This is a genomic window from Corynebacterium belfantii (genome assembly GCF_041898185.1).
Taxonomy (GTDB): Bacteria; Actinomycetota; Actinomycetes; order Mycobacteriales; family Mycobacteriaceae; genus Corynebacterium; species Corynebacterium belfantii.
Genome location: NZ_CP157823.1, coordinates 1,710,342 through 1,735,619 on the forward strand (window position 1 = coordinate 1,710,342; position 25,278 = coordinate 1,735,619).

24 protein-coding genes are annotated in these 25,278 nt (G+C 50.2%); 3 read left to right on the forward strand and 21 right to left on the reverse strand.

Annotation, left to right across the window (positions count from 1 at the left end; translation table 11 throughout):
* Positions 1–50 precede the first annotated feature (50 nt).
* From ABMV07_RS08540 to dxr, 6 genes are all read right to left on the reverse strand, one after another.
* Positions 51–1,490, reverse strand: a complete 1,440-nt coding sequence (locus ABMV07_RS08540) for a cobyric acid synthase (protein WP_197691757.1) — start codon at positions 1,488–1,490, stop codon at positions 51–53.
* Between the two features lie 62 nt (positions 1,491–1,552).
* The gene (map, locus tag ABMV07_RS08545; protein ID WP_088266237.1) at positions 1,553–2,437 is read right to left on the reverse strand and encodes a type I methionyl aminopeptidase; all 885 of its coding nucleotides are present in this window, start codon (positions 2,435–2,437) and stop codon (positions 1,553–1,555) included.
* Positions 2,438–2,483: 46 nt separating this feature from the next.
* The gene (locus ABMV07_RS08550; protein ID WP_088266236.1) at positions 2,484–4,340 is read right to left on the reverse strand and encodes a penicillin-binding transpeptidase domain-containing protein; all 1,857 of its coding nucleotides are present in this window, start codon (positions 4,338–4,340) and stop codon (positions 2,484–2,486) included.
* 118 nt (positions 4,341–4,458) lie between these two features.
* Positions 4,459–5,634, reverse strand: coding sequence for a flavodoxin-dependent (E)-4-hydroxy-3-methylbut-2-enyl-diphosphate synthase (gene ispG, locus ABMV07_RS08555; RefSeq protein WP_088266235.1), 1,176 nt, complete (start codon positions 5,632–5,634; stop codon positions 4,459–4,461).
* Positions 5,635–5,739: 105 nt separating this feature from the next.
* Positions 5,740–6,954, reverse strand: coding sequence for an RIP metalloprotease (locus ABMV07_RS08560; RefSeq protein ID WP_088266234.1), 1,215 nt, complete (start codon positions 6,952–6,954; stop codon positions 5,740–5,742).
* Between the two features lie 44 nt (positions 6,955–6,998).
* Positions 6,999–8,162 (reverse strand): 1-deoxy-D-xylulose-5-phosphate reductoisomerase, encoded by a 1,164-nt coding sequence (dxr, locus tag ABMV07_RS08565; protein ID WP_088266233.1) that lies wholly within the window; start codon positions 8,160–8,162, stop codon positions 6,999–7,001.
* Between the two features lie 333 nt (positions 8,163–8,495).
* On the opposite strand from dxr, the gene ABMV07_RS08570 reads away from it, so the two are divergent.
* A complete protein-coding gene (locus tag ABMV07_RS08570) occupies positions 8,496–8,921 on the forward strand; it encodes a DUF2631 domain-containing protein (RefSeq protein ID WP_162841382.1) in 426 nt (141 codons plus the stop codon).
* A 77-nt stretch (positions 8,922–8,998) separates the two neighbouring features.
* Here the strand turns inward: ABMV07_RS08570 and rlmN are convergent, their stop codons facing one another.
* Positions 8,999–10,105: a 23S rRNA (adenine(2503)-C(2))-methyltransferase RlmN gene (gene rlmN / locus ABMV07_RS08575; RefSeq protein ID WP_088266231.1), complete on the reverse strand. Its 1,107-nt coding sequence runs from the start codon at positions 10,103–10,105 to the stop codon at positions 8,999–9,001.
* A 160-nt stretch (positions 10,106–10,265) separates the two neighbouring features.
* Here rlmN and ABMV07_RS08580 point away from each other — a divergent pair, with 160 nt between their 5' ends.
* A complete protein-coding gene (locus ABMV07_RS08580) occupies positions 10,266–10,658 on the forward strand; it encodes a lipopolysaccharide assembly LapA domain-containing protein (protein ID WP_088266230.1) in 393 nt (130 codons plus the stop codon).
* Positions 10,659–10,720: 62 nt separating this feature from the next.
* On the opposite strand, the gene ABMV07_RS08585 is transcribed toward ABMV07_RS08580, so the two are convergent.
* The 5 genes from ABMV07_RS08585 to rpsB all read right to left on the reverse strand — a co-directional run bounded on the left by ABMV07_RS08585 (position 10,721) and on the right by rpsB (position 15,204).
* Complete coding sequence (locus ABMV07_RS08585; protein WP_088266229.1) at positions 10,721–11,599, reverse strand: phosphatidate cytidylyltransferase; 879 nt, start codon at positions 11,597–11,599, stop codon at positions 10,721–10,723.
* 123 nt (positions 11,600–11,722) lie between these two features.
* On the reverse strand, positions 11,723–12,280 hold the full coding sequence (gene frr / locus ABMV07_RS08590) for a ribosome recycling factor (RefSeq protein ID WP_010935112.1): 558 nt from the start codon (positions 12,278–12,280) through the stop codon (positions 11,723–11,725).
* A 71-nt stretch (positions 12,281–12,351) separates the two neighbouring features.
* Positions 12,352–13,083 carry a UMP kinase gene (pyrH, locus tag ABMV07_RS08595; RefSeq protein WP_088266227.1) on the reverse strand — a complete coding sequence of 244 codons (732 nt, stop codon included), beginning with the start codon at positions 13,081–13,083 and terminating at the stop codon, positions 12,352–12,354.
* Positions 13,084–13,295: 212 nt separating this feature from the next.
* Complete coding sequence (gene tsf, locus ABMV07_RS08600; RefSeq protein ID WP_197691759.1) at positions 13,296–14,123, reverse strand: translation elongation factor Ts; 828 nt, start codon at positions 14,121–14,123, stop codon at positions 13,296–13,298.
* Between the two features lie 280 nt (positions 14,124–14,403).
* Positions 14,404–15,204: a 30S ribosomal protein S2 gene (rpsB, locus tag ABMV07_RS08605; RefSeq protein WP_071574623.1), complete on the reverse strand. Its 801-nt coding sequence runs from the start codon at positions 15,202–15,204 to the stop codon at positions 14,404–14,406.
* 379 nt (positions 15,205–15,583) lie between these two features.
* Between rpsB and ABMV07_RS08610 the strand changes: the two genes are divergently transcribed.
* Positions 15,584–16,105 carry a M23 family metallopeptidase gene (locus ABMV07_RS08610; protein WP_088266291.1) on the forward strand — a complete coding sequence of 174 codons (522 nt, stop codon included), beginning with the start codon at positions 15,584–15,586 and terminating at the stop codon, positions 16,103–16,105.
* A 14-nt stretch (positions 16,106–16,119) separates the two neighbouring features.
* Here ABMV07_RS08610 and xerC read toward each other — a convergent pair whose 3' ends face one another.
* From xerC to ABMV07_RS08655, 9 genes are all read right to left on the reverse strand, one after another.
* Entirely contained in the window at positions 16,120–17,028 is a 909-nt protein-coding gene (gene xerC, locus ABMV07_RS08615) for a tyrosine recombinase XerC (protein WP_197691760.1), read from the reverse strand.
* Positions 17,029–17,294: 266 nt separating this feature from the next.
* Positions 17,295–18,446 carry a DNA-processing protein DprA gene (dprA, locus tag ABMV07_RS08620; protein ID WP_374064514.1) on the reverse strand — a complete coding sequence of 384 codons (1,152 nt, stop codon included), beginning with the start codon at positions 18,444–18,446 and terminating at the stop codon, positions 17,295–17,297.
* A complete protein-coding gene (locus tag ABMV07_RS08625; protein ID WP_374064515.1) occupies positions 18,443–19,993 on the reverse strand; it encodes a YifB family Mg chelatase-like AAA ATPase in 1,551 nt (516 codons plus the stop codon). The genes dprA and ABMV07_RS08625 overlap by 4 nt, the downstream gene beginning before the upstream one ends.
* Entirely contained in the window at positions 19,980–20,348 is a 369-nt protein-coding gene (locus ABMV07_RS08630; protein ID WP_196981631.1) for a YraN family protein, read from the reverse strand. Before ABMV07_RS08630 ends, ABMV07_RS08625 begins: the two co-directional genes overlap by 14 nt.
* Before the next feature lie 230 nt (positions 20,349–20,578).
* A complete protein-coding gene (locus ABMV07_RS08635; RefSeq protein ID WP_003851985.1) occupies positions 20,579–20,884 on the reverse strand; it encodes a DUF2469 domain-containing protein in 306 nt (101 codons plus the stop codon).
* Positions 20,885–20,896: 12 nt separating this feature from the next.
* The gene (locus ABMV07_RS08640; protein ID WP_162495024.1) at positions 20,897–21,586 is read right to left on the reverse strand and encodes a ribonuclease HII; all 690 of its coding nucleotides are present in this window, start codon (positions 21,584–21,586) and stop codon (positions 20,897–20,899) included.
* A complete protein-coding gene (lepB, locus tag ABMV07_RS08645; protein WP_374064516.1) occupies positions 21,583–22,377 on the reverse strand; it encodes a signal peptidase I in 795 nt (264 codons plus the stop codon). The genes ABMV07_RS08640 and lepB overlap by 4 nt, the downstream gene beginning before the upstream one ends.
* Positions 22,378–22,466: 89 nt before the next feature.
* Complete coding sequence (gene rplS, locus ABMV07_RS08650) at positions 22,467–22,808, reverse strand: 50S ribosomal protein L19 (RefSeq protein ID WP_003852008.1); 342 nt, start codon at positions 22,806–22,808, stop codon at positions 22,467–22,469.
* A 173-nt stretch (positions 22,809–22,981) separates the two neighbouring features.
* Entirely contained in the window at positions 22,982–25,258 is a 2,277-nt protein-coding gene (locus tag ABMV07_RS08655; RefSeq protein WP_088266222.1) for a Tex family protein, read from the reverse strand.
* Positions 25,259–25,278: the final 20 nt, after the last annotated feature.

Below are 25,278 nucleotides of genomic sequence, written 5' to 3' on the forward strand. Positions count from 1 at the left end.
AAGCGAAGGGCTGTACAACTATTTTGTTGTACAGCCCTTCGCTTTCTTCTTTAGGTAAGCGATGTAATGAGTTGGTCAAGATCCCAATGTTGTTCGATGGCATCGGCTATCACGTCGAGCTGCTTGTTGCGTTCCGCTTCAAAAGAAGTTGCGGGAGCGACTACAAAGCCTGGGCGTTGTGCGAGTGTAGACACTGTGCCAAGGAAATCACGTCGCGCTTCGTCATCTTCCAAATATCCATGTCGATGAGTGCCAAAGTTGCTTTGCGTTCGTGCTCCTTCGTTACCAATCCATGGCTGCTCGGTGCTTCGTTCAACACGACCATGGTGGACTTCATATCCAACGTTTTCGTGACGAATCAGTGTCTTTTCAGGATGGAACTTAATATCAACGTCAAAAATCCCCAGGCCTTCCACGGACGTAGTACTTCCCGATTCCACTGGATCGTCAATGTGTGAACACATCATTTGAAAGCCGCCGCAAATACCTAAAATTGGTCGCTGTGACCGTGCACGTTCCATTACTGCGTCAGCGACACCTGTAGAACGCAACCAGGCTAAATCGCTAAGGGTTGCCTTAGAACCAGGGATGACCACTAAATCGGCTTCTGCGACCGAATCCGGATCAACTGTCCACGTTACAGTGACTCCGGGCTCACAAGCTAGGGCTTCAATATCTGTAGCGTTGGAAACGCGAGGTAGCCGAATAGCAGCGACGCGCAATCGTTGTGTACCCAGTGGCGCAGCTGCTGGGCCAACGGTTGCACCGATTGTGGATTGTAAAGAATCTTCAGCATCAATCCACAAACCATGGATAAACGGAAGTACGGCCACTGTAGGAACTCCGAGACGATCTTCTAGGTCTTGCAGGCCAGGTTCAAGAATCGACACATCGCCACGGAATTTATTCACAACAAACCCCTTGATGCGAGCACGGTCTGCATCATCAACAATTTGATGAGTTCCATAAAAGTGTGCCAGTACCCCACCACGATCAATATCACCCACGATATACACAGGCAGATCGCATTCCTCCGCCAGACCAAAATTAGCAACATCTGTCGCCCTCAGGTTGGTTTCAGCAGGAGAACCTGCACCTTCACACACAACGACATCGAAACGCTCACGAAGCGAGTTAAGCGATTCGGCAGCAATTTTTCGAAGCTCAGTGCGGTGCTCGATATAGCTGCGAGCGGATACATTACCTGTGGCAATACCTCGAACAACGAGCTGTGATGTTCGATCCGATCCTGGTTTTAGCAAGATCGGGTTGAAATCAACGCTGGGAGTAAGCCCGCACGCATATGCTTGCAATGCTTGAGCCCTGCCGATCTCCCCTTCGTCAGGAGTAACTGCCGAATTATTCGACATGTTTTGTGCTTTAAAGGGGGCGACACGCAAACCTCTCCTCGTCAACGCACGACATAGCCCTGCAACAACAACAGATTTACCAGCATCCGACGTACATCCAGCGACGAGGAACGATTTCATAATGTAGCTACTCCCCCTTATTTAGGCAGAAAAACAACCGTCATGGTTATGCACAACTGAGATTAGAATACTTTAACGTCATCGTCTGGGATGCTGAGTATTTCATTTCCATCGTCAGTAATAACCAAAGTGTGTTCAAACTGAGCAGTGAACTTAAAGTCCGTATTTTGCACAGTCCAACCGTCTTCCCAAATACGGTAATCCAACCCACCTAGGTTGATCATCGGCTCGATCGTCAGTGTCATGCCTGGTTCTAAAACATCACGATACGCGTCGGAATCGTAGTGCAAAACTACCAATCCGTTGTGGAAAGTAGTACCAATGCCATGGCCGGTGAAATCTGTGACCACCGAGTATCCAAAACGCTTGGCATACGACTCGATGACACGACCAATGACGTTAATTTCACGACCAGGTTTTGCTGCTCGAATTCCACGCATCGTCGCTTCGTATGTACGCTCCACGAGCAACCGATGTTCTTCGGAAACATTTCCCGCCAAAAACGTCGCGTTAGTGTCTCCATGCACGCCATTTTTGTATGCCGTGATGTCAATGTTCACAATGTCGCCATCTTGAATCACCGTGGTATCCGGGATGCCATGACAAACGATCTCGTTCAAACTTACACACGACGATTTTGTGAATCCTCGATATCCCAAGCACGAAGGGTATGCACCGTGATCACACATGTACTCGTGGGCAATTCGGTCGATCTCATCAGTGGTAACTCCAGGAGCTACCGCAGCACCGGCAACGTGCAAAGCATTTGCCGCGATCTTTGAAGCCTCGCGCATAGCCTCGATTGTTTCCGGAGTCTGGATGAAAGGCTCTCCGATTGCCTCCTGAACTTCATCTTTCCAAACGTATTCAGGTCGATCGATGTATGCCGGAACCTCACGAATCGGGGTGGGATGTCCAGGTTTTAAAGGTTCTCGAGTTATATCCATAAAACTATGCTAACCCTAATAAGGCTCCGCTGGTACCAACGGGGTACTACTCCGATACTGCAATACCCGCGTTGAGATCATCAAGAGTAGTGAAAAAGTTATCCACTACAGCAACTGAAGCTTCAGAACCGCCGCCTAAAACAACCAAGCTTGCAAACGCGATGTCATCCCTATAGCCGGTAAACCATGCGTGGGATCCGCCATTGATTTCAGCTTCACCAGTCTTGCCGAAAATCTTGCCGCCGGCACGCATACCTGCTGCAGTGCCGCCCGGCGCGGTCACAGCGCCCATGAGACGTCGTAGTTGCTCAACGGTTTCTGGTTTGAGGCCATCTGCGGTTCCAGAAACCTTTGTTGTAGTGCCAGAAACGAGCGTTGGTGTTGGGGTCTTTCCTGCCGCAGCGGTCGCCGATACTAAAGCCATTCCGAATGGACTCACGAGTACTTCGCCCTGACCATAACCGGCTTCCGTTCGTGCAAGTTCAGTATCTCCCTGGGGGATCGAACCGGTAAGAGTATTAAGCCCTGGAATGTCGTAATCGATTCCGATCCCAAAATCGCGACCGATTTCTTTGAGTTGTCCTTCGTTAAGTTGCTCTGAAATGTTGGCAAATGTGGTGTTGCAGGATCGTGCGAATGCTTTTTCTAGCGGAACGTTCCCTAAGGAGAAGCCGTTGTAATTGGTCACTGTTCGGCCATAGATGTTGATAGTTCCAGGGCATGGCACGATTGAATCCGCATTTAGACCTTGATCTTGAATACCAGCAGATGCTGTCACGATCTTAAAAGTAGATCCTGGCGGATACTGTCCGTTGAGTGCTAGGTCGCCTTGTTTATCTGCTAGGTCTGACTGTGCAATAGCCAGAATTTCGCCTGTTGATGGCCGAATCGCTACCAACATGGATTGTTTGTCTTTGCGAAGATTGACGGCACGTTCCGCAGCAACTTGCACATTGTGGTTCAAGCTGATGCGAATTGCTGGCGCAACCTGAGGAGCATGCCTTTCGATGGTTTGCATGGAGGCACCGTCTTGTGTGACTGCGTCGACACTCCAACCATTTGCTCCTGCCAATTGGTCGTACACTAACGACGACACCCGGCGAATGACATCAGGTGCGAAGTTGGGGTCTTTGTTAACCATCGCAGCCTCTTTATTAAGCCGGATTCCCGATACTCCTGCCAGCGCCTGTTTTATGCTGTCGCCTGCACGCTCGTTAACCACGGCAAGTGAATATGAACCACGATTGGTTTCTAATGCCTGCTGAATGTCGCTGGCAGATAGCTCTGGAACCGTCTCGTCAGCTGCACGAGCAGCGCGGAGGTGCGTTGCGATAGTTTGTGCTGTAGCAGCTTTGTCGATGATGTGTTGAGTATCGGCGATCAAACGATACTGGACTCCTGGTACGAGAACCTCTGCCCCATCGGATGAGACAACGCTTGCGCGTTCGGCATTAATGGCACGTAGTTCAAGGTGCTGATTCGCAGCCAATTTGGGGTGTACTGCTGCAGGCTGCCACCGAATTGTCCACTGATCGTTAATTCGGTTTAGCGTCATAGAGGTGTCATAGGACAATGTGCGGTCTTTAGGCAGCTTCCATGTCAACGTGTATTTTGCAGTCGCTACGGTATCTTTGGTGTCGACCTTATTGAGGGATACGTCAAGCCCTTCTGCCTGCAAACCTTCCCACGAGCGTGAGAGCAATTCACGGGCTGAATCATCTTGGTCTGTAAGCTGTGCTGCAGCATCAAAATCTTGTGCTGCTACGCTGTGAAAGAATTCTTCCGCCACAGGTTGTGCCGATTTGGGCTTTGGCGTACATGCCGTCAAGCTGCTTCCTACAAGGCACACAGCCAAGGTGATTCCAGTTGCACGGCGAGCCAATCGAGCAGAGACGATGTCCATGGTGACAAGGCTAACACTGGCGTGACTTCACTCGATTGTGCAACGCCCGAGCTCAAATAAGAAAGGATGCACGGAATATTAATCCAATGCACCCTTGAAGCCTCCGAGAGGTCACTTACTATCGAGTAATTTTTACCTGAGGTCCAGCGCCCTCCTCAATTTCGAGGCCTTCTGCTTCCGCTAATCGAACGGCTTCCTCGATCAGAGTCTCCACAATTTGAGATTCCGGAACTGTCTTAATGACTTCGCCTCGGACAAAGATTTGTCCCTTGCCATTGCCGGAAGCAACGCCCAAATCAGCATCTCGTGCTTCGCCAGGACCGTTCACCACGCATCCCATCACTGCTACGCGCAACGGAATACTCATGCCGTCCAAAGCGGCTGTAACCTCTTCAGCCAACGAATACACATCGACCTGTGCTCGACCACACGATGGACAAGAAACGATTTCAAGCCCTCGTTTACGGAGGTTAAGAGACTGAAGGATCTGATCGCCTACTTTGATCTCTTCTACTGGATCAGCAGAAAGAGAAACACGGATAGTATCGCCAATACCTTGCGAGAGTAATGAACCAAAAGCCACTGACGATTTAATCGTTCCTTGGAATGCAGGTCCAGCTTCAGTAACGCCTAGGTGCAGTGGATAGTCGCTTTGGGCTGCTAGCTGACGGTATGCCTCAACCATGACCACCGGATCATTGTGCTTCACAGAAATCGCAATATCGCCGAAACCAGATTTTTCAAACAAACCGGCTTCCCATAATGCTGATTCCACCAATGCTTCCGGAGTGGCCTTGCCGTATTTTTCCATGATGCGCTTATCCAAGGATCCAGCGTTGACACCAATGCGAATCGGGATTCCTGCGTCTCCGGCTGCCTTTGCCACCTCTTTAACACGACCATCAAATTCTTTGATATTGCCGGGGTTAACACGAACCGCAGCACAACCTGCATCAATAGCAGCAAAGATATATTTAGGCTGGAAGTGAATATCGGCAATCACTGGAATAGGCGATTTTTTAGCTATAGCAGGCAACGCCTCAGCATCAACAGTCTTGGGGCAGGCAACACGGACAATGTCACATCCCGAGGCCGTCAACTGCGCGATTTGCTGCAACGTAGCGTTGACATCGTGAGTCTTGGTGGTTGTCATCGACTGAACAGATACTGGGTAGTCCGAGCCAACACCAACATTTCCCACCATTAATTGGCGGGTCTTACGGCGTGGGGCGAGGACGGGCAACGGTGCATCAGGCAATCCGAGTCCGATGGGCTGACCGGTAGGGGTGGACACTAAACATGCTCCTTGATACAGAAATGAACAATCGTTACCTAGGTGTAAGACAGATGATGAAAATTCTACCACCGTAGTGGCGCAGCCTTCGCCGCCACCTCTCTGCTACCCCAAAAGCCGGATGGGATTAACAACGTCCGCCACGATCACCAATGCACCAACGGCAAGAAGTAGACCTGCAACCGCAAAGGTCAGTGGCATAAGTTTTGTGTAGTCCGCTGGACCGGCTGGTTGCAAGCCACGGCGCTTACGGAAGGCGTCGCGAAGCTTCTCATAAATCACAACGGCTATATGTCCACCATCAAGAGGCGGAAGCGGAATCAGGTTAAACAATGCTAGGAAGAAGTTCAGACTAGCGAGCATCATGAAAAATGAAGACCAATAAGAATGCTGAACTAGTTCTCCTCCAACTCGCGATGCACCAACAACGCTCATCGGGCTGTTGTGATCACGCTCGCCACCCACGATCGCGGCAGCAACACCAGGTAGCTTTGCCGGAAATTGTGCGAGTCCTTCAACAGTCGCACCGACCATATGCGCTGAAAATACCGCAGCACCTGATACTGCAGTCACAGGGTTGTACTGAATCACCGTGTTCTTCAACGGTGCACTGCTCACGCCAATGGCACCTGCTACCAGATCGTCACCATTCGTCGATAAGCGGTGAACTTCTTGAACACGAATAACAACGTCGCGACGCACCCCATCGCGATCGATGGTGAAAGTCAGATCCTGGTTCGGTTTATCAAAAACATAGGAGCGGACAGCTGTGAAACTATCAACATTCTTGTGATCGATCGCCACGATAACGTCCCCTGTTTGAATGCCCGCCCGTGCTGCGGGTCCTTGCCCCTCACACGGGGAAAGCGTGGTCGCATCGAGCTGTTTACTCGGCACACAAGCAACTTCACCCACTACTGGCGTTGTATCCACCTTCAAATTAGGCAACCCCACAACACAAGCCACAAAATACAGCGTGACAAAGCCAACCAAGACGTTCATCAAAATGCCGCCAAGAAGCACAATGATGCGCTGCCACCACGGCTTATGCATCATCGCATGGGGAGCCTCTTCGGGCGTTACCTGATCCTGGTTTGTCATTCCGGCAATATCGCAAAACCCGCCGAGAGGAAACGCTTTAAATCCGTATTCCGTATTTCCTCGACGATACGAAGCGATTGTTGGGCCAAACCCAATAAAAAATCGACGAACTCGCATCCCAAAAGCACGGGCAGCCATAAAATGGCCCCATTCATGCAGAGCAATAGTGATGGCGATGCCAGTCGCAAATAAAACAACGCCAAGTAAATATGCGGCCACGGGTGCACAAACTCCTTGCAGGGTACCTACAACAACGCAACTAATCAGCGAGAAAGCTTATCGACGAGCGCGTCTGCTCGTCTACGCGACTCACTTTCGTGCGCAATAATTTCTTCGACCGATGAGGCTACACCAGCAAACTGTGAAGATCCTGCCACCACTTCGCCGACAATATCGACAATCTGTGGGAACTTAATGCGCCCACGAAGAAACGCAGCGGCCGCCTGCTCGTTTGCCGCGTTATACACTGCTGGATACGTTCCCTGTTTCAAAGCCACCTCGCGCGCTAACTCAACTGCGGGGAAAGCCTCATTATCTACTGGCATGAAATCCCACGTACTTGCTTGAGAGAAATCCAAAGCCGGTTGCGCTTCTGGAACTCGGTGAGGCCATGCCAAAGCATGAGAAATTGACAGCAACATGGATGGTGGCGATGCTTGAGCAATTGTTGCACCATCACAAAACGTGACCATCGAATGAACAATCGACTGCGGATGAACAGTCACCTCAATACGGTCAGCTGGGATGTCAAAGAGCAAAGTTGCCTCAATTAACTCCAATCCTTTATTTATCAAAGTAGCCGAATTCAATGTATTCATCTGCCCCATCGACCACGTTGGATGTGCCGCAGCTTGCTCAGGAGTAACATCCCACATCTCCTCCCGTGTCCAGCCGCGGAATGGGCCACCTGAAGCAGTCAGAACCAACTTTGATACTTCCGCTGATGCCCCTGATCGCAAACACTGCGCCATCGCAGAATGCTCGGAATCCACAGGCACGATCTGCCCTGGGGCTGCCTGAGATGTGACAAACGTACCACCGGCAACCAACGATTCCTTATTAGCTAAGGCCAGAACTTCACCTAGTTGAATCGTAGCCAAGGTGGCCCGTAGCCCCATGGAACCCACAAGGCCATTAAGTACCGTATCCGCTGGCACCGACTCAACGAGGTCGGTAGCGGCATCAGTTCCACTTAATACCGCTGCCCCAAGTGCACGACTGACTTGAGTTGCCGATTTCTCATTGGCCACAGCAACATGGTCTGCCGCCAAACCCAGCATCTGAGCTTGCTGGATAATTAATTGTGTCTCTCGGCCACCCGCGGCAATACCTACCACTTCAAATTGGTCTTGGCGCGAAGCTATAACCTCAAGCGCCTGAGTGCCGATGGAACCAGTGCTGCCCAGAATCAAGATTTTCTTTCTCACCTAATCCATTATGTCCCATGAAATAACCTGCGGGATTGTCAGCGCGTTTGTTCGTTGCTCGGACTATAGATTCCCCCCCCCTTATGGGCGCCATCTTTAGGATGAAAGATAGGGGGAAAATGGTGAATTCACCTTGATTTACAACGCTGAATCTACTTATTTGTCAAACAACTATGCATAATCACACAGTTCAAATCGCTTTGAAACACTGAATGTGCCACAATAAGAACCGAATCTGACGTGCATTTACTTTTCCTCACACACCATTGCTTGCGAAATAACTCACTGCAACCAGAGTGTGCGATCGGCAAAGTTATAGATAAGGAGAACAACGTGGCTGGTTCCCACGAAATCGCCCCCGAGATCCACAACGGCGTATCCACTCTGGACGAGCCTTCAGCAGCATGGGGTTGGCACAGCATTGGCACCCGCGCAATCCAGCTTTCCGGATGGGGATCAGTAGTATTCCTTCTCGCCTACAACTTTGGTAACCACAAGGGCCACGTTGAGACAATCTTCCTCTTCGTTTTCGCCGCAGTGATCGCCTTGGGTTTGATCCTTCAGATCGTAAAGCCACAGGGTAAGCAGGTACGTACTTTGACTGCACACAACCAGCCAGTAGGTTTCAAAGAAAAGGACTGGAACTACCTCCAGGCGACCTGCACTGGCCCATACGCAGAGCTTAGCGACTCAGAGCTTCGCGCTTTGAACATCGAGCCAGAGCGTGTTCGTCACCTCCGTGCTCTCCCAGAGACTTAAATCGAATTACTAAAAGCTTCCGCATCTATTCCACAGATGCGGAAGCTTTTTATGCGCCCCCTACATTTTCCGAAGAGCTAACGCTCTTCTGCAGCAAGCTGACCACACGCAGCCGCAATTTCCTGCCCACGGGTATCACGCACAGTACACGTCACTCCTTGAGCAATAACGCGTCGGACGAATTCCTTTTGACGATCAATGGGAGATGCGTCCCACTTCGACCCAGGCGTAGGATTAAGTGGAATAAGATTCACGTGCACCAATGGCCCAAGAGCTTTATGCAATTTCTTACCCAACATATCCGCACGCCAGCCCTGATCGTTGACATCGCGAATTAGTGCATATTCAATCGAGACGCGTCGCCCAGATCGGTCAGCATAATAACGAGCCGCATCTAGAACCTCAGCAACCTCCCAGCGATTGTTCGTGGGAACCAAGGTATTACGCAATTCATCGTCTGGTGTATGTAGCGATACTGCCAAAGTGACAGAAAGATCCTCATCCGCAAGTTTTCGAATAGCAGGAGCCAGCCCCACGGTGGATACCGTGACATTTCGTTGGGAAATGCCAAATCCTTCCGGTACTGGTGCTGTAATTTGTCGAACTGCTGAGACGACGCGCTTGTAGTTAGCGAGAGGCTCCCCCATTCCCATAAAGACAATGTTGGACAATCGCCCGCCCTCAGCTTGCATCGTCGCTGACGCAGCACGAACCTGATCGACGATTTCGCCAGTAGACAAGTTACGATCGAGTCCCCCTTGGCCCGTGGCACAAAACGGACAAGCCATACCGCAACCAGCTTGGGAAGAAATACACAACGTTGCGCGGTTAGGATAACGCATCAGCACTGACTCTAAGAGAGTACCATCATGGAGTTTCCACAAAGTTTTTTGGGTTTCGCCATCATCTGCTTGAACAGCACGCACCGGCTGCATCAACTGCGGAAAGAGCGCATCTTTTACTTTTTCCCTTGCTGCCGCAGGCAAATCAGTCATAGTACTAGGATCAGCTTCAAGGCGATCATAATAATGCCGAGCAATCTGATTAGCACGGAATTTTGGCAGACCCAGCTCTTTAAGAGCGTCGATACGCTCGCCAGCAGAAAGATCAGCAAAGTGCTTCGGGGGCATGGACCGCCGATGCTTATCAAAATTTAGCGGAATGGGCTTCGTTGGATTCGTCATATTGCTACCATCATGACACGTTACGCGCGATAATTGTGAACTGACCACTTAATTTTGGAGTTTTCTCTTTTATAAAACGCCATGAAACACAATGCTTGCATACCTATGTGCTCAGATCGTTATTAGTTTGAGCTTGGAATAATCTCCATCTTCGCGTTCAATGGTGAGTATGCCTGATACCACGAACAATTATGAAAGCCGTTCAGAGGCTTTCGACATCCCTCACGATCATCTGCCTGATGTAACTCAATCTGAGTACCCAGTACCGGCTGAAATCCCTCAGACTACTAAGCCTGAAGTAAAAAGCTCATTCGCAGGCGGTACGTGGTTCGCACTAATCGTCGGCGCATTGCTACTTATCGTATTGTTAATTTTCATTCTGCAAAACCAACAAGCCGTAGAATTGAACTTTTTTACCCTTCAATTTACTGTACCGGCAGGAGTGGGCTTTCTCCTCGCTGCGATCTTTGGAGCACTCATCATGGCAATGGTAGGTGTGGTACGAATGTTCCAGCTACGTCGACAAATTAAAAACTTACAGCGTTCGGTTTAACCAACTTAGATAAAAGCGGAACCGTCCTCCTACAGATTAGGGGCCAGTTCCGCTTTTATTTTCTATACTGAAGAAATCACACTCAAGACTAACCAAGTCACCATCGCCGATGGCAACATACCGTCAAGCCGATCCATCAGACCACCATGGCCAGGCAAAATCGCAGACATGTCTTTGATCCCGAGTTCCCTCTTAAACTGGGATTCAACAAGATCGCCCAGTGTCGCGCAGATCACGAGGCCAAATCCGAGAACTAATCCCCACCACCATTGATGCCCTAATAAATAGGACACAGTGAGTGCTCCAACAGTCATGCCAAAGACTACAGAACCGATAAAGCCCTCCCACGATTTCTTTGGGCTTACCGCAGGTGCCATGGGGTGCGATCCGAACATCACGCCTGCAATATAACCGCCTATGTCAGAGGCGATAACACACAACATGAATGTGACGATGAAGTACTTTCCGGGTGCTGTTTCCGTTTCAAACAGCGAAAGCATTGCCGCAAAACTACCAAAAAGTGGGATCCACGTTAAAACAAAAATTGCGACAGCAGTATCTCGCAGATAGTTTTTCGGTGGCATAGAACGACCATGATGGAAAAGCCGACCAAACATCGTAGCGAGTACAACGCCGACGAAACCAGCGACTAATCCCTTTGGGCCAAATGGCCAACTAAGCCACAACATGACTTGTCCGCCAATAAGCATGACCCATCGTTGCAGAAGATAACCAGCTTCTATTAAACGACGCTCTACCTCCCAAGTTGCCACTGCGATTGCGATAGCCACTAATGGATACCAACCAAAAGGGATAACAAAGATAGCGAGCAATACGAGGGCGCCCAAACCAATTCCAACGCTGATCGCGGCTTTCAGGTTTCGACCAGCCGAATTCTTCGGTTTAGGCAAGTGCTCAAAAGCCGTTGATGAATGAGGCATCGGTCGGCGCTCTCCTTGGTGTTTAGATGCGGGAAAAGGGGCAGATCCTGCCTGTGCAGCGTCTGCCCCAAAACCCAACAGATGAAGTGTGTTTCGTTATTGCTCAGCTGAAACGAGGAGGACTTAAACCTCCATCAGTTCTGCTTCTTTCTTAGCAACAACCTCATCAACCTGAGCTACATACTTAGCGGTTACTTTATCAAGCTCCTTTTCAGCAGCCTGAACTTCATCCTCGCCAGCATCGCCATCTTTTTGAATCTTCTTGAGCTGATCCATGCCTTTGCGGCGAACATTGCGGATGGCGATCTTACCGTCTTCGCCCTTAGACTTTGCGAGTTTAGCCATGTCACGACGACGCTCTTCTGTCAGCTGCGGGATGGTAACACGGAGAACTTGGCCATCATTAGTTGGGTTAACTCCCAAATCCGAATTACGGATCGCGTTCTCAATTTCGTTCATCATCGACATCTCATAAGGCTTAATCAGCAACATACGAGCCTCTGGGACGGAAATGGTGGCCATCTGCGTAATTGGAGTTGGTACCCCGTAGTAATCGGCAATTACTCCATTAAACATTGCAGGGTTTGCACGACCCGTACGGATATTGACCAGCTCGTCACGGGTGCGTTCCACCGAAGTGTTCATGTGCTCTTCAGCTTCAAACAGGATCTCATCGATCATTATGTTGTCCTTTGCAGTTTTTAGGTAAGTCAAGGAACACTCAACAGCAGTGTTCGATCACACTTAATCTATCAGGATTGAACCAAAGTACCGATTTGTTCACCCGCGACAGCACGAGCGATATTACCTTCTGTGAGAAGGTTGAACACCAGAATTGGCATCTTGTTGTCCATGCACAGGCTAAATGCTGTCGCATCCGCGACTTTTAGCCCCTTTTCAATTACTTCACGAGGGGTGATGTGGTGGAACAACTGTGCATCTGGGTTAGTACGAGGATCGTCATCGTAAACTCCATCAACGGCTTTAGCCATAAGAAGCACTTCACAATCAATTTCTAGAGCACGCTGTGCTGCAGTCGTATCGGTAGAGAAATAAGGCATACCCATACCTGCACCAAAGATAACTACGCGTCCCTTTTCCAAGTGTCGCTTTGCACGAAGAGGCAAATACGGCTCAGCAACCTGGGCCATATTGATGGCGGTTTGTACACGACAGTCGATGCCCTCTTGTTCAAGGAAGTCCTGCAGAGCCAAGCAGTTCATAACAGTGCCCAACATACCCATGTAGTCTGAGCGGTTACGATCCAAACCTCGCTGTTGCAGCTGCGCACCTCGGAAGAAATTACCGCCTCCGATAACTACAGCGATCTCCGCTCCGGTACGAGCAACACTGGCAATCTGTCGTGCAACATTTTGGACGACGTCTGGGTCAATTCCCACTGCCCCACCGCCGAACATTTCACCGCCGAGTTTGAGCATTACTCGCTTGTAGCCAGTACGTTCGTTTTGGACACCTTCAGTCATGGTGTGTCACCTCTCCGACCTTTCGGCCATAGTGTTGCTCGCAGTAACGGTATTTTTAGTCCACCTAGAAAAACCGCATAACAGTCTACCGTTAATCTGCCACCTTGTCTTATTCACACCCCGAGCAACTAACAAGGAACGCCAAATAACACAATAATGCCCGTGCATTCGTGCACGGGCATTATTACTAGCTAAAAGCTACAACACTGTAATTAGTGCTGGCCAACCTCATAGCGAGCGAAACCGGTCAAGGTAACACCAGCCTCATCCATGACCTGCTTAACAGTCTTCTTGCTATCTGCAACGGAAGCCTGCTCAACCAAGCACACATCTTTGTAGAAGCCGTTCAGACGACCCTCAACGATCTTCGGGATTGCCTTTTCTGGCTTGCCCTCTTCACGGGTGATCTGCTCAGCGATGGAGCGCTCCTTCTCGATAACCTCAGCAGGAACATCCTCGCAGGTCAGGTACTGAGCCTTGAGAGCAGCAACCTGCATTGCAGCGGCGTGAGCGGCAGCCTGAGCTGCTTCGCCTTCGCCTGTGTAGGCAACCAAAACGCCCACTGCTGGAGGCAGGTCAGCGGAACGCTGGTGGAGGTAAACGGAGAGCTTCTCGCCTTCCAAGGTGATAGCACGACGCAGCTCGAGCTTCTCACCGATCTTTGCGGACAATTCCTGAATTGCATCAGCAGCGGTCTTACCATCAAGATCAGCAGCAGCGAGTTCCTCAGGGGTGTTTGCCTTAACAGCTGCAGCTGCGTCAGCAACCTTCTGAGCAAATTCCTTGAACTCTGCGTTCTTTGCAACGAAGTCCGTCTCGGAGTTGATCTCAACCATGGTGTTGCCAGAAACAGCAATCAGTCCCTCAGTTGCGTTGCGCTCAGCGCGCTTTCCGACGTCTTTTGCGCCCTTGATGCGAAGAACCTCAACGGCCTTGTCGAAGACACCGTTGGTCTCTTCTAGAGCCTTCTTGCAGTCGAGCATGCCGGAGCCGGTGATTTCACGCAGCTTCTTAACGTCAGCAGCAGTGTAGTTCGCCATGTTGTGGGCGACCCTCCTTGTATTGGAAAATGTAAAAAGTTTTCTCGTAGACGAGCGTAGCTAACACGTGCCAATAATGCAGCTCTTTATTGAGTATGCGAGCGTACATAACGACACACCGTGTACTTGTACTCGAAAAAATTCAGCCACCATATTCGAGCATAAAGCGACTAAAAGCTTTTACACGAGGCAAAAGCCCTCAAACCCGTACGCCCTGTAAGCCACATGACGTTGTATAGCCTGCAAGTGTTCTATGGATTTGAGGGCTTGTAAAAAGCTATTACTTAGCCTCAGCTTCAGCTGCAACCTCTTCGGTTGCCTCAACCTTAGCTGCTACCTCGGTCTTGTTGGCATCGCCAGCTGCTTCCTTAGCAGCGGCAAGTGCACGCTCTTCGCGAGCCTTCTTGCCCTCGATAACTGCGTGAGAGATAACCTTAGTCAGAACGTCGATGGAGCGGATTGCGTCATCGTTGCCTGGAACTGGGAAGTTAACAACATCTGGATCACAGTTGGTGTCAAGAATTGCCACAACTGGGATGTTCAGCTTGTGAGCTTCGGAGACAGCGATGTGCTCCTTATTGGTGTCTACAACCCACATAGCAGAAGGCGTCTTGGTCATGTCTGCAATACCGCCGAGGACGCGCTCCAACTTGGTGCGCTCACGGGTCAGCATGAGAACTTCCTTCTTGGTACGACCCTCGTAACCGTTTTCTGCAGCATCCATAGTCTGGAGCTCCTTCATACGGTGAAGTCGCTTAGAAACGGTCTGGAAGTTAGTGAGCATACCGCCAAGCCAACGGTGATTGACGTAAGGCATACCAACGCGCTCAGCCTCGTTCTTGACGGACTCCTGAGCCTGCTTCTTGGTGCCGACGTACAAAATGGTACCACCGTGTGCAACCGTCTCCTTGACGAACTCGTATGCCTCGTCAATGTAGGTCAGGGTCTGCTGAAGGTCGATGATGTAGATGCCGTTACGGTCGGTGAAGATGAAACGACGCATCTTTGGGTTCCAGCGACGGGTCTGGTGTCCGAAGTGAACACCAGCGTCGAGAAGCTCGCGCATGGTTACAACTGCCATGAGTTGCCCTCTTTCTCAAGTTAAGTTTCGGTTATATACATGCAGGTTTTCCCTGCTTCCTGGCTGCCCTCGCACATATCCAGCACTCTGAAGCTTTTTAAGACAAAAGCCCAGAGACCACTGCTTTCAACGTTGTGTATTTAAAACACTTCGGGACCGCGCGTAGTCAGCACACCGCATTGGGCGCACTGCTAACGCAAAAGCATAGACTTTTCTGTGCAGTTTTCCAAACTAAATTCTCACTCTATCCACAACTATCGACAGTCACCGCTTCATTTAGTTCACACGTGTTTCTTTTACCCTCCCCAGCACCTGCGGTACTCATTGACTGTGAATAAGTACTGAACTCAAGTTATCCACATCGGGTATGACCACAGATATGAAGAAAATACTTGCAGCCATATCAAGCTTCTTATTAGCCTTTTTCATCGCCCAACCCGCTAGCACTACCCCTATTAACCCGCTGAACTCTACTTATATCAATCCCGCCACAGGAGATTCTTCGATAGCTCGCGTGATTCGCCCTTTCGATAAGCCTCAACACAATTGGCTCAAAGGACATCGAGGAGTCGATCTCGATATTCCCATCAACGGTGTAGTACGAGCCGCTAACTCTGGGATCATCACTTTTGCCGGCAAGGTAGCTGGTAAGCCCGTTATTTCGATCGATCATCCCGATGGTTTAAAAACCACGTACCAACCGGTAACTACAGCCCTCAACGCTGGAGATTTAGTAGAGCGCGGAGAAGTCATCGGCGTTCTAGCTCCAAGTGTCGACGGGTTCCCTGGACTTCACTGGGGCGCACTTCAAGGAAAAGACGACTACCTCAATCCCCTCAGTCTTCTCAAACCATTACTCATTCGACTAAAACCACCCCAGATGACGGTTCCGTCAAAATAAATCTTTGCCAAGCGCTACAAGTTTTTATGCGCACGGGGATGCGCGTTTTTATACGCCTCTTTGAGCCGTCGGGTACTTACATGTGTATATATCTGAGTGGTATTCAACGAAGAGTGTCCCAGCATTTCTTGCACAACCCTAAGATCTGCTCCGTTATCGAGTAGGTGCGTTGCTGCTGTGTGCCGCAATGCGTGCGGAGCTAAGCCACCTATTCCATGTTCTTGGCCAGAGGTTTCCACAATTCGCCTCACTTGGCGTGGATCGATCCTTTTACCCCGCACCCCTACAAATAACGCATCTACTCCGCTTTTGCATCCGGCAGAAATCAACATTTCGCTTCGCACCCCATTTAGCCAATGGTAAAGCGCCGCTGTAGCTTGATCTCCGAATGAAACAACACGTTGCTTATTTCCTTTACCCGTTACTCGCGCAGTCTGACGTTTGAGATCGACATCACCAGTATTCAATCCGCAAAGCTCAGATACGCGAATCCCCGACGCATACAACAACTCACAAATAGCACGATCACGAACAAAAGTATCTTCAGTAGTCGAAGCCGGCTTTTCGACGATATTCGTCATGGTGCGCTCGCTTACTACCGTAGGCAATGTGCGTTGCACCTTCGGCGCTACCAACCGTGCAGCCACATCTATATCGCTGTAGCCGTTTCGCAACAACCATCCACTAAACGCTTTTATCGACGCAGTACGACGTGCGATAGTTGCACGAGACTTACCGTCGGCGACCGCTTGAGCCAACCACTCTCGCACATTGTCCAACGTAAATTGATCTAATGTGGCAAATCGATTCACAAAACCAATGAGGTCACTTTTATAAGAACGGACAGTGGCCGGCGATCGCCCCAAGCCGAAATCCAGATACTCACAGAAATCGTCGACAAGTTCGGTTAGTTGGGCTGGCACGTTTCCCTCTCAGCTAAATACACAGTGGAGGTGAAAAGCCTGTGACAACTTTTCACCTCCACTACTGACTCACCCATAGTGCATAACCCTAGTTCCGAAGCGATAAGAACCAAAGTGGACATGATTGCCCACCTACGGAACCAGCCACTCGCCTCGGCCCATCTCATTGAGGAACCAGCCCGAACCTCAAAAAGCTTTACTTAGGCTTGCCTTTGTTACATTAAGGCATGATTGTTCATCACGCAAGAGGCTATCGATAAAAAGTATTAACATCTATGCCAGTGGGCCCCCTCCCGCATAACGAGTTGTTTCTTTTCTAGATCACGCAGAATATGAACGCAAAGCCCAATCGGAATACCAGCAGCCGCCGCAACCGTGTCAGTGGTGTGAGGATTTGAATCCAACGAATCAAAAACTCTCATTTCATTTCTACTTAGGCTTTGAATCGGATCGGCTGCAAACTGCAATTCATATTGCCCATTGGGGTCGAACTCGCCCAAGGTTCCTACCAAAGCAAGAATTTCCTCAGCGCTACACACCAATTCGGCCTCTTTATTTCTAATGCGTTCATGGCAACCTAATGAACCAGTGTTCGTTACTGGGCCAGGCACGGCCATTGCTACTCTTCCTAAAGCACTTGCCCAGCTAAGAGTGTTAAGTGCACCGGAACGCCATGCAGCTTCAACTACTACGGTTCCTTGAGATAATGCAGCTACTAACCGATTGCGGGTCAAAAAACGGTGGCGGTGTGGTGTTAATCCCGGCGCGTATTCGCTGACTAAGCATCCGGTTTCAGCGATCGAGCGTAGCAGTTCTGCGTTTTTACGCGGATAAGGTGAATCAAGTCCACGTGCGCATACTGCTACTGTGGGTTTTTGTCGTTGCAGAGCTTCGGTGTGGGCTACGGTGTCTACTCCTAGAGCTCCTCCTGAGACTATCGTCCAATGATGATCAGCGATTCCCGCTGCCAACATTGAAGTCGCACTCTTGCCATAGTGGCTCATAGCACGGGTGCCTACGATGGCTACGCTGCGATCAACAGTCGTTGATAGCGGTGCACCACGAACCCAGAGGGCGTGAGGGGCAACTGCGTCGGATTGATATGAGCGCACTAGAGAGCTGGTACCAGAGGCGGCAAAACCAAATGCTGTCTCGAATTTTTCCCGTGGCCATTCGTCATCATCAGGAGTGACAAGCCTGCCACCGAGATTCTTGATTGTAGTTAGATTCTCTTTTTCCAATGTGACTGAATAGCGCGAAGCCGTTTCAGACAAGATAGGCCCAAGCCACGCTTCTCTGTTTTTGATCCCCCACGCGATTTTTTCTACATCAGATTCTGTCTCTAAAAGTTTCTGGAGTGATCTGCTAGGTCCTTCAAAAACTCGAGACAAATATGCCCAAGCTTCTAACCTGCTCATGCGGCATTCACCCTAATACAATCATCGCGTAGCTCAAGTGCATACGCTGTGTGGCCTAAGTCAGGACGTGTTTTTCCTTCCAAATCACACAATGTCCATGCAACTTTCAGTGCGCGGTCAACTCCGCGTTGGCTCAATTCACCGTCGCCAAGATAGGAGCTAAGAAGTGCCATCGATGCCTCATCTGCGGGGAAATGCCGCCGAAGATGGTACGGATCCATCGCTGCATTGGTTGTTACAGTAAAGCCCGCAGTGCGCCAACGATGTCTACTACGCTCACGAGCACTTTGAACTCGCTCTGCAATCGATTTACTGGACTCTTGGTTTGCATCTGAGATCACAGCACCTTGAGCATGTGTACGTACAAAAATGTCAAGGCGATCGCGCAGTGGTCCCGAAATATTGTTCAAATACCGTGCTCGTGTAGTTGCGCTACATCGGCACTCTGAAGGTAGCTCTGCTGCACAGCGACACGGGTTTGTTGCCATAACTAGTTGAAAACGTGCAGGAAAGGTGACTTCGCGACGATGCCGCATGAGTTTAATTTCGCCGCATTCCAATGGCATTCGTAAGCAATCAAGAATATTTGCTGGTATCTCGCTTACTTCATCAAGAAACAAAACACCAGTATGTGCCAGGCTGGCAGCTCCGGGTTGTAGGTTTCCGGATCCTCCGCCTAATAACGCTGCTTTAGTAATGGAATGATGCGGAGCTACAAACGGTGGGTGCGTCATGGGCCCGTTGAAGGCTTGTCCCATGACCGAGTGGATTGCTGTCGCTTCTATCATTTCTGTATGCGTGAGAGCAGGTAGAAGGCCAGCCATGCGTTGAGCAATCATTGATTTTCCGGAACCTGGTGGGCCAATCATGACAAGGTTGTGGCCACCAGCAGCTGCGATTTCTGCTGCTTTCTTTGCATCACTTTGTCCCACAACATCTTGCATATCACCCACTTTGTGCGGCTGCATTTTCGTCGCATGCTCATCAAGTGCAACATCACGAGCAGCGATCAAGTCATCTTTGCCCTTGAGCCATTCGGTTGCCTCGCTAATCGAGCGTGCGACAAGAACATTCATTGCGGAATCATCGATTACTGCCATAGCTTCGGCAGCGTTTCCCCACGGAATCACCACATTTCTTATTTCCGCGCCCCGTGCAGCCAACAATGCTGGAACTAATCCAGATATCGGTTTAATCGCACCGTCTAGGCCGATTTCACCTAAAAACAAAGTGTTTTCGATATCGCGGCAATCGGGGTTATGCATCCCAGAAGCGGCCATGATGGCCATGCATATTCCGAGGTCGAATTGCGCCCCATTTTTTCGCAACGACGCTGGGGAAAGGTTGACTATTACTTTGGTTTTCGGCCACGGTAGCCCTGAGTTATTCACAGCAGTTTTAATCCGTTGACGTGCTTCTGCAACCGCAGCGTCGGCAAGTCCCACGATATAGGTGCTGGGTAAACCAGCTCCGATATTGGCTTCAACGTCGACGATAACGCCTGTGACCCCCGAGATTGCCGCTGATCGAGTTTTAGCAAGCCCCATGTTCCACCCCTTGGTAACGCGTCATATCTAGCTCACCATATTCATCGACATGAACGGCAACGACGTCGAAACGGATGTCTGCGAATGGTTTCCCTTGAAGCCATTTCGAAGCAGCTCTATGGATTTTCCGCATTTTGGTTGGTGTGACTGCCTCAGCAGCATCCATGAGAGAAGATGAACGAGTTTTTACCTCAATGAACACTACTTCCCCTTGAGGACTAGTAGCGATAATGTCAATCTCCCCCACCGAAAATGACACGTTGCGTGCCGTTATGTCATAGCCTTCGTTGGCATATTGTTGTGCCACGAAATCTTCACCGAGAACGGCTAAGTAGTGATTATGCGTAGCTGCCATCGTTGTCCCCTTTGTGTAGTGCGAGTTTTCCTCTTCAGGTTGACGCCAAGCATGATGCCTTGGCAATTGCGATGAAACGAATACCTGAATTTCTGTGGATAACTGTCTGTCAAGGGATCATTTTTGTGAGTTATCCACAGATGCGCATGCTGGATCTATATGCGAAAGCGCGCTTCATGGTAAGGGGGCTACCGTGAAGCGCGCTTCTAAGTTAATGCGAAAGTTTTGTCTTATTCGGGGATTACGAGATCAGGCTTATCAAGTTCTTCGATGTTGACGTCTTTATAGGTTATGACACGGACATAGCGAACAAATCGCGCTGACCTGTACATATCCCAGACCCATGCATCTGACATCCGAACTTCGTAGTACACATCCCCGCCTTGGGTATGCGGGATGAGTTCTACTGCATTGGCAAGGTAAAAGCGCCGCTCGGTTTCTACCACGTACGAAAACTGGCTAACCACATCTCGGTATTCGCGGTACAAGGACAGTTCAACTTCCGCCTCATAATTATCGAGCTCTTCAGCGCTCATCGCTTACCTCCCTTATTGTGTCTTTTCTTGCAGCCATTGATCGTGTGCTGCCTTCACATTGGAATAACTATATCGATGCTCAGGAGTTGCGCCGTGATGGCGCACCGCATCCATGTGACTCTTCGTCCCATAACCTTTATGATCTTCCAAACCATATTCGGGATATTTCTCACCAAGATCATCCATGATGAGATCTCTCGAATGCTTTGCCAGAACACTTGCCGCAGCAATGCACCGCGCCACTGCGTCACCTCCAATAATCGGAAGCGAGGGGCACCGTAGCCCCGGCACTTTCATCGCATCCGTTAAAACATATCCAGGAGCCACATCAAGTTTTTCGATAGCTCGTCGCATGCCGAAAATGTTGGCATGCTGTATGCCTTCTCGATCAATGTCGGCGGCACTGATATGAATGATGGACCACGCCAGTGCGTATTTTTTTATCAGCGGATATAGTTCCCGACGTTTTGCTGCACTCAGTTTTTTCGAGTCTGTGAGCGCCTGAAGCTGAGGGATGGGACGCTGCGGCATAATACAAGCCGCAATCGTGATAGGTCCGCAGCATGAACCACGCCCAGCTTCGTCGACACCTGCTACCGGCCCAAGACCATGTTTATCCAAAGTAACTTCGAAGGTTCGAAGATGCTTCAGCGTCCGGATTTTGGGAGCTGGCAAAGCACAGTAGTGTTCTTGAGTGATCACTGTTGGATATCGTAATCCTCGACTGCACCAATACGGTTAAATGGGAAAATCTTGAACTGAACTTTCCCCTTGAGGTTTTCTTTAGGGATGGTGCCTTGATACTGATCACCAATGTGGTAACGAGAGTCCGCGGAGTTTGTCCGGTTATCGCCCATCATGAAGTAGTTTCCTTCAGGTACCTTGATAGGTCCGAAGTAAAAGCCGCCGCACGCCTCTGATCCTGTGGTCTGGTCGACCGGATACGCTGGTGGCATCAGAGTATATGACGAGTCGATGACTTTACCTTCTACTTTGATGCCTTCATCGCCTTCAAGGCACTGCACCGTTTGTCCCCCTGTTGCTACGATGCGTTTCACAAGGTCGTTTTCGTCTGGTGCTACTAATCCGACGAAAGCACCCGCATTTTGTACTCCACGAACCAGAGGATTTTCTGACCGTGAAGTGGTAAATCCGGTGTTCCATGATTCTGTACCTGCAAAAACTACAACGTCGCCGGCTTCTGGTTCACCAAAACGATAAGCCAGCTTATCTACATAAATTCGGTCTCCGGTACACCCTGCACATCCATGAAGCGTCGGCTCCATTGACTGACTTGGGATCATATAGACTCGTCCGACGAATGTTTGAAGCAAGGTGATCACGAGAAGGGTCACCACTACGACCAAAGGGATTTCCACAAACCATGGCAGTGGCTTCTTGTCATTGTCGTGCGTTTCGACGCCATCCGTGAGGGACGCAGTCTCGTTATTAGCTGAACTCACCTTGAGAACTCTAGCAGCTGATTCAGTCATCGAATGAAAAAACGCCCAGCCACGCTCCCTGCGTCGCGCAGGAAGAGAAAGCTGAGCGCTTCGTGCTAGAGCACTGAGCAAGGAAGCTATTAGCGCTTTTCCTTGATCTTGGCTGCTTTACCACGCAGGTCGCGCAGGTAGTACAGCTTCGCACGGCGAACGTCACCGCGGGTAACAACCTCGATCTTGTCGATGTTAGGGGTGTGTACTGGGAAGGTACGCTCAACACCGATACCGAAGGAAACCTTACGGATGGTGAAAGTCTCGCGAACGCCAGCACCCTGACGACGAATGACTACACCCTTGAAGACCTGGATACGGGACTTGCTACCCTCGATAACCTTAACGTGAACGTTGAGGGTATCACCTGGGCGGAAAGCTGGGATATCGTCGCGCAGCGAAGCTGCATCGACCTTGTCAAGAAGGTTCATAAAACCAATTCCTTACTTTTATAGGACAGAGGACCCTAGCGGCTTTTCCCTCATCAGGGCGCTCGGCCGGTTCGTGCCCGAGACATGAAAGCAGCCGTCTCTACCAGAGACAGACAACTTGAAAGATTATGCCAGTGAAAAACTGGTATTTCAAGTTAATCCGCGCAGAAAATCTAATGGCCAAATCCTGCACGTTTCAGCGCATCTGCAAGAGATCCGTTTGCAGCGGGGCTATTTTTAGCCTTACTACCCGATCGCTTCGGTTTTGCACCCGAATGTTCCCGAGTTTCGGAACGCTGACGCGGCTTTGCGGGGTCGTCGTTAAGCCTCATTGTTAATCCGATTCGCTTGCGTTGTGTGTCAACATCAACCACCTTGACTCGCACCACTTGACCGGAATGAACAACCTGATGGGGATCAGAGACGAAAGAGTCTGACAGTGCTGATACGTGCACGAGCCCATCTTGATGAACTCCGACATCTACGAATGCGCCAAATGCAGCAACATTTGTCACGGTTCCTTCCAAAACCATTCCAGGTTTAAGATCTGAAATCTTTTCGATTCCTTCTTTAAAAGTCGCTGTCTTAAATTCTGGGCGTGGATCACGACCCGGCTTATCCAACTCCGCAACAATGTCAGTGATGGTCGGAATACCAAAGCGCTCATCAGCAAAATCCGCCGGACGAAGCGAAGACAAAACGTGGGAGTTTCCGATCAATTTTTCCACAGAAAGCCCCGTAGCTTCGGACATTTTACGAACAACTGGATAAGCCTCAGGGTGAACAGCAGAGGCATCTAGTGGATCCTTACCGCCTGAAATCCGCAAGAAACCTGCACACTGCTCAAACGTCTTTGGACCTAACCGTGGCACCTTTTTCAAGGCTGTACGGTTGACAAAGGCGCCATTCTCATCACGATAATGGACAATATTTTCTGCAATGGTTGGGCTGACACCCGCTACCCTGGCAAGCAAAGGAACCGAGGCAGTATTGAGATCAACACCTACTGCATTAACTGCATCTTCAACCACTGCATCAAGCGTCTTCGCCAAAGCCGTTTGGTTTACATCGTGCTGATACTGCCCCACTCCGATCGCTTTCGGATCAATCTTGACCAACTCGGCCAGAGGATCTTGAAGTCTACGCGCGATAGAAACTGCGCCACGAAGCGAAACATCCATAGCTGGGAACTCCCGTGCAGCAGTCTCAGACGCTGAATACACCGAAGCACCAGCTTCAGAAACAACCACCGGCGTAGGGCGCGCTCCCCCAGCCTTTTTCAATAGATCCGCTACTTCATGCGCCAACTTTTCAGTCTCACGAGAAGCAGTGCCATTACCGATAGCCATCAGATCAACATGATGTGTCGCACATGCCGAAGCAAGCGTCTGCACTGCTTGGGTCCACTGGTTTTGCGGCTGATGCGGGTAAACGATCACCGTATCGAGTACTTTTCCGGTGGCATCTACCACAGCGCATTTTACTCCATTGCGATAGCCAGGATCGAGTCCGAGTGTCGCACGCTGTCCTGCTGGTGCAGCTAGGAGGACGTCGCGAAGGTTTCGCGCAAACACCTCGAGAGCACCGGCCTCCGCTTTTTCCTTCAACCTCATACGAACATCTAAGGCAGCAGAAACCTGCAGCTTAGTACGCCACCCCCAGCGAATAGCTTGAGCCAGCCATGCAGAATTGGTGTCTAGCTTAAAGCGATCAGCGATCATGCCCTGGTAGATTTCATCATCTCCGGCATCCAGATCAAGCTGCAAAACGCCTTCGTTTTCACCCCTCAGCAGCGCCAAAATGCGGTGACTTGGCAGCGAGTCAAAGGGCTCAGAAAACTCAAAATAGTCTTTGAATTTCGCCCCCTCAGTTTCTTTTCCGGCGACGACTCCCGCACGCATGGTTCCGGTGGAGTACATACGTTCACGCACATCACCTACGAGATCAGCATCCGTGGCGAATCGATCGACAAGGATGGCGCGTGCACCTTCAAGTACCTTCTTGGGGTCCTCGAAACCAGCAGTTATATACGGCTGAGCGCGCTGGTCGGAATCAGCGCTTGGATGCGCGATGAGCTCATCAACCAGTGCTTCAAGGCCAGCTTCGCGTGCATTATCAGCCTTGGTTTTACGGCGTTTTTTGTAAGGAAGATAGAGATCTTCCAGTCGCGCCTTGGTATCGCACTCAAAAATCTTGCGACGCAGCTCATCGGTCAGCTTGCCTTGTTCCTCAATTGCTTCCGCAATACTGTGCTTGCGTTCTTCTAATTCGCGCAAATACGAAGCACGCTCTTCGATGATACGAAGCTGCGAATCATCAAGTCCCCCTGTAGCTTCCTTTCGGTAGCGAGCAATAAACGGCACCGTATTGCCCTCAGCAAGCAATGTCAGCGCCGTTGCAATCTGGGATTGTTTCACACCAAGTTCTTTGGCAATGGTAGCTGCAATCATTCGAACAATCCTAGCAGCCG

Coding starts and splice junctions, on each gene's coding strand:
- ABMV07_RS08585 (WP_088266229.1), bottom strand. CDS start 11,599: ATGCCTCATTCATCAACGGCTTTTGAGCACTTGCCTAAACCGAAGAAT.
- map (WP_088266237.1), bottom strand. CDS start 2,437: ATGGATATAACTCGAGAACCTTTAAAACCTGGACATCCCACCCCGATT.
- frr (WP_010935112.1), bottom strand. CDS start 12,280: ATGATCGATGAGATCCTGTTTGAAGCTGAAGAGCACATGAACACTTCG.
- ABMV07_RS08655 (WP_088266222.1), bottom strand. CDS start 25,258: ATGATTGCAGCTACCATTGCCAAAGAACTTGGTGTGAAACAATCCCAG.
- pyrH (WP_088266227.1), bottom strand. CDS start 13,083: ATGACTGAAGGTGTCCAAAACGAACGTACTGGCTACAAGCGAGTAATG.
- ABMV07_RS08625 (WP_374064515.1), bottom strand. CDS start 19,993: ATGGGGCTTGCTAAAACTCGATCAGCGGCAATCTCGGGGGTCACAGGC.
- ABMV07_RS08635 (WP_003851985.1), bottom strand. CDS start 20,884: ATGAGCGCTGAAGAGCTCGATAATTATGAGGCGGAAGTTGAACTGTCC.
- ABMV07_RS08610 (WP_088266291.1), top strand. CDS start 15,584: ATGAAGAAAATACTTGCAGCCATATCAAGCTTCTTATTAGCCTTTTTC.
- ABMV07_RS08630 (WP_196981631.1), bottom strand. CDS start 20,348: ATGGCAGCTACGCATAATCACTACTTAGCCGTTCTCGGTGAAGATTTC.
- rlmN (WP_088266231.1), bottom strand. CDS start 10,105: ATGACGAATCCAACGAAGCCCATTCCGCTAAATTTTGATAAGCATCGG.
- ABMV07_RS08580 (WP_088266230.1), top strand. CDS start 10,266: ATGGTGAGTATGCCTGATACCACGAACAATTATGAAAGCCGTTCAGAG.
- dprA (WP_374064514.1), bottom strand. CDS start 18,446: ATGAGCAGGTTAGAAGCTTGGGCATATTTGTCTCGAGTTTTTGAAGGA.
- tsf (WP_197691759.1), bottom strand. CDS start 14,123: ATGGCGAACTACACTGCTGCTGACGTTAAGAAGCTGCGTGAAATCACC.
- rpsB (WP_071574623.1), bottom strand. CDS start 15,204: ATGGCAGTTGTAACCATGCGCGAGCTTCTCGACGCTGGTGTTCACTTC.
- ABMV07_RS08550 (WP_088266236.1), bottom strand. CDS start 4,340: ATGGACATCGTCTCTGCTCGATTGGCTCGCCGTGCAACTGGAATCACC.
- ABMV07_RS08540 (WP_197691757.1), bottom strand. CDS start 1,490: ATGAAATCGTTCCTCGTCGCTGGATGTACGTCGGATGCTGGTAAATCT.
- lepB (WP_374064516.1), bottom strand. CDS start 22,377: ATGACTGAATCAGCTGCTAGAGTTCTCAAGGTGAGTTCAGCTAATAAC.
- rplS (WP_003852008.1), bottom strand. CDS start 22,808: ATGAACCTTCTTGACAAGGTCGATGCAGCTTCGCTGCGCGACGATATC.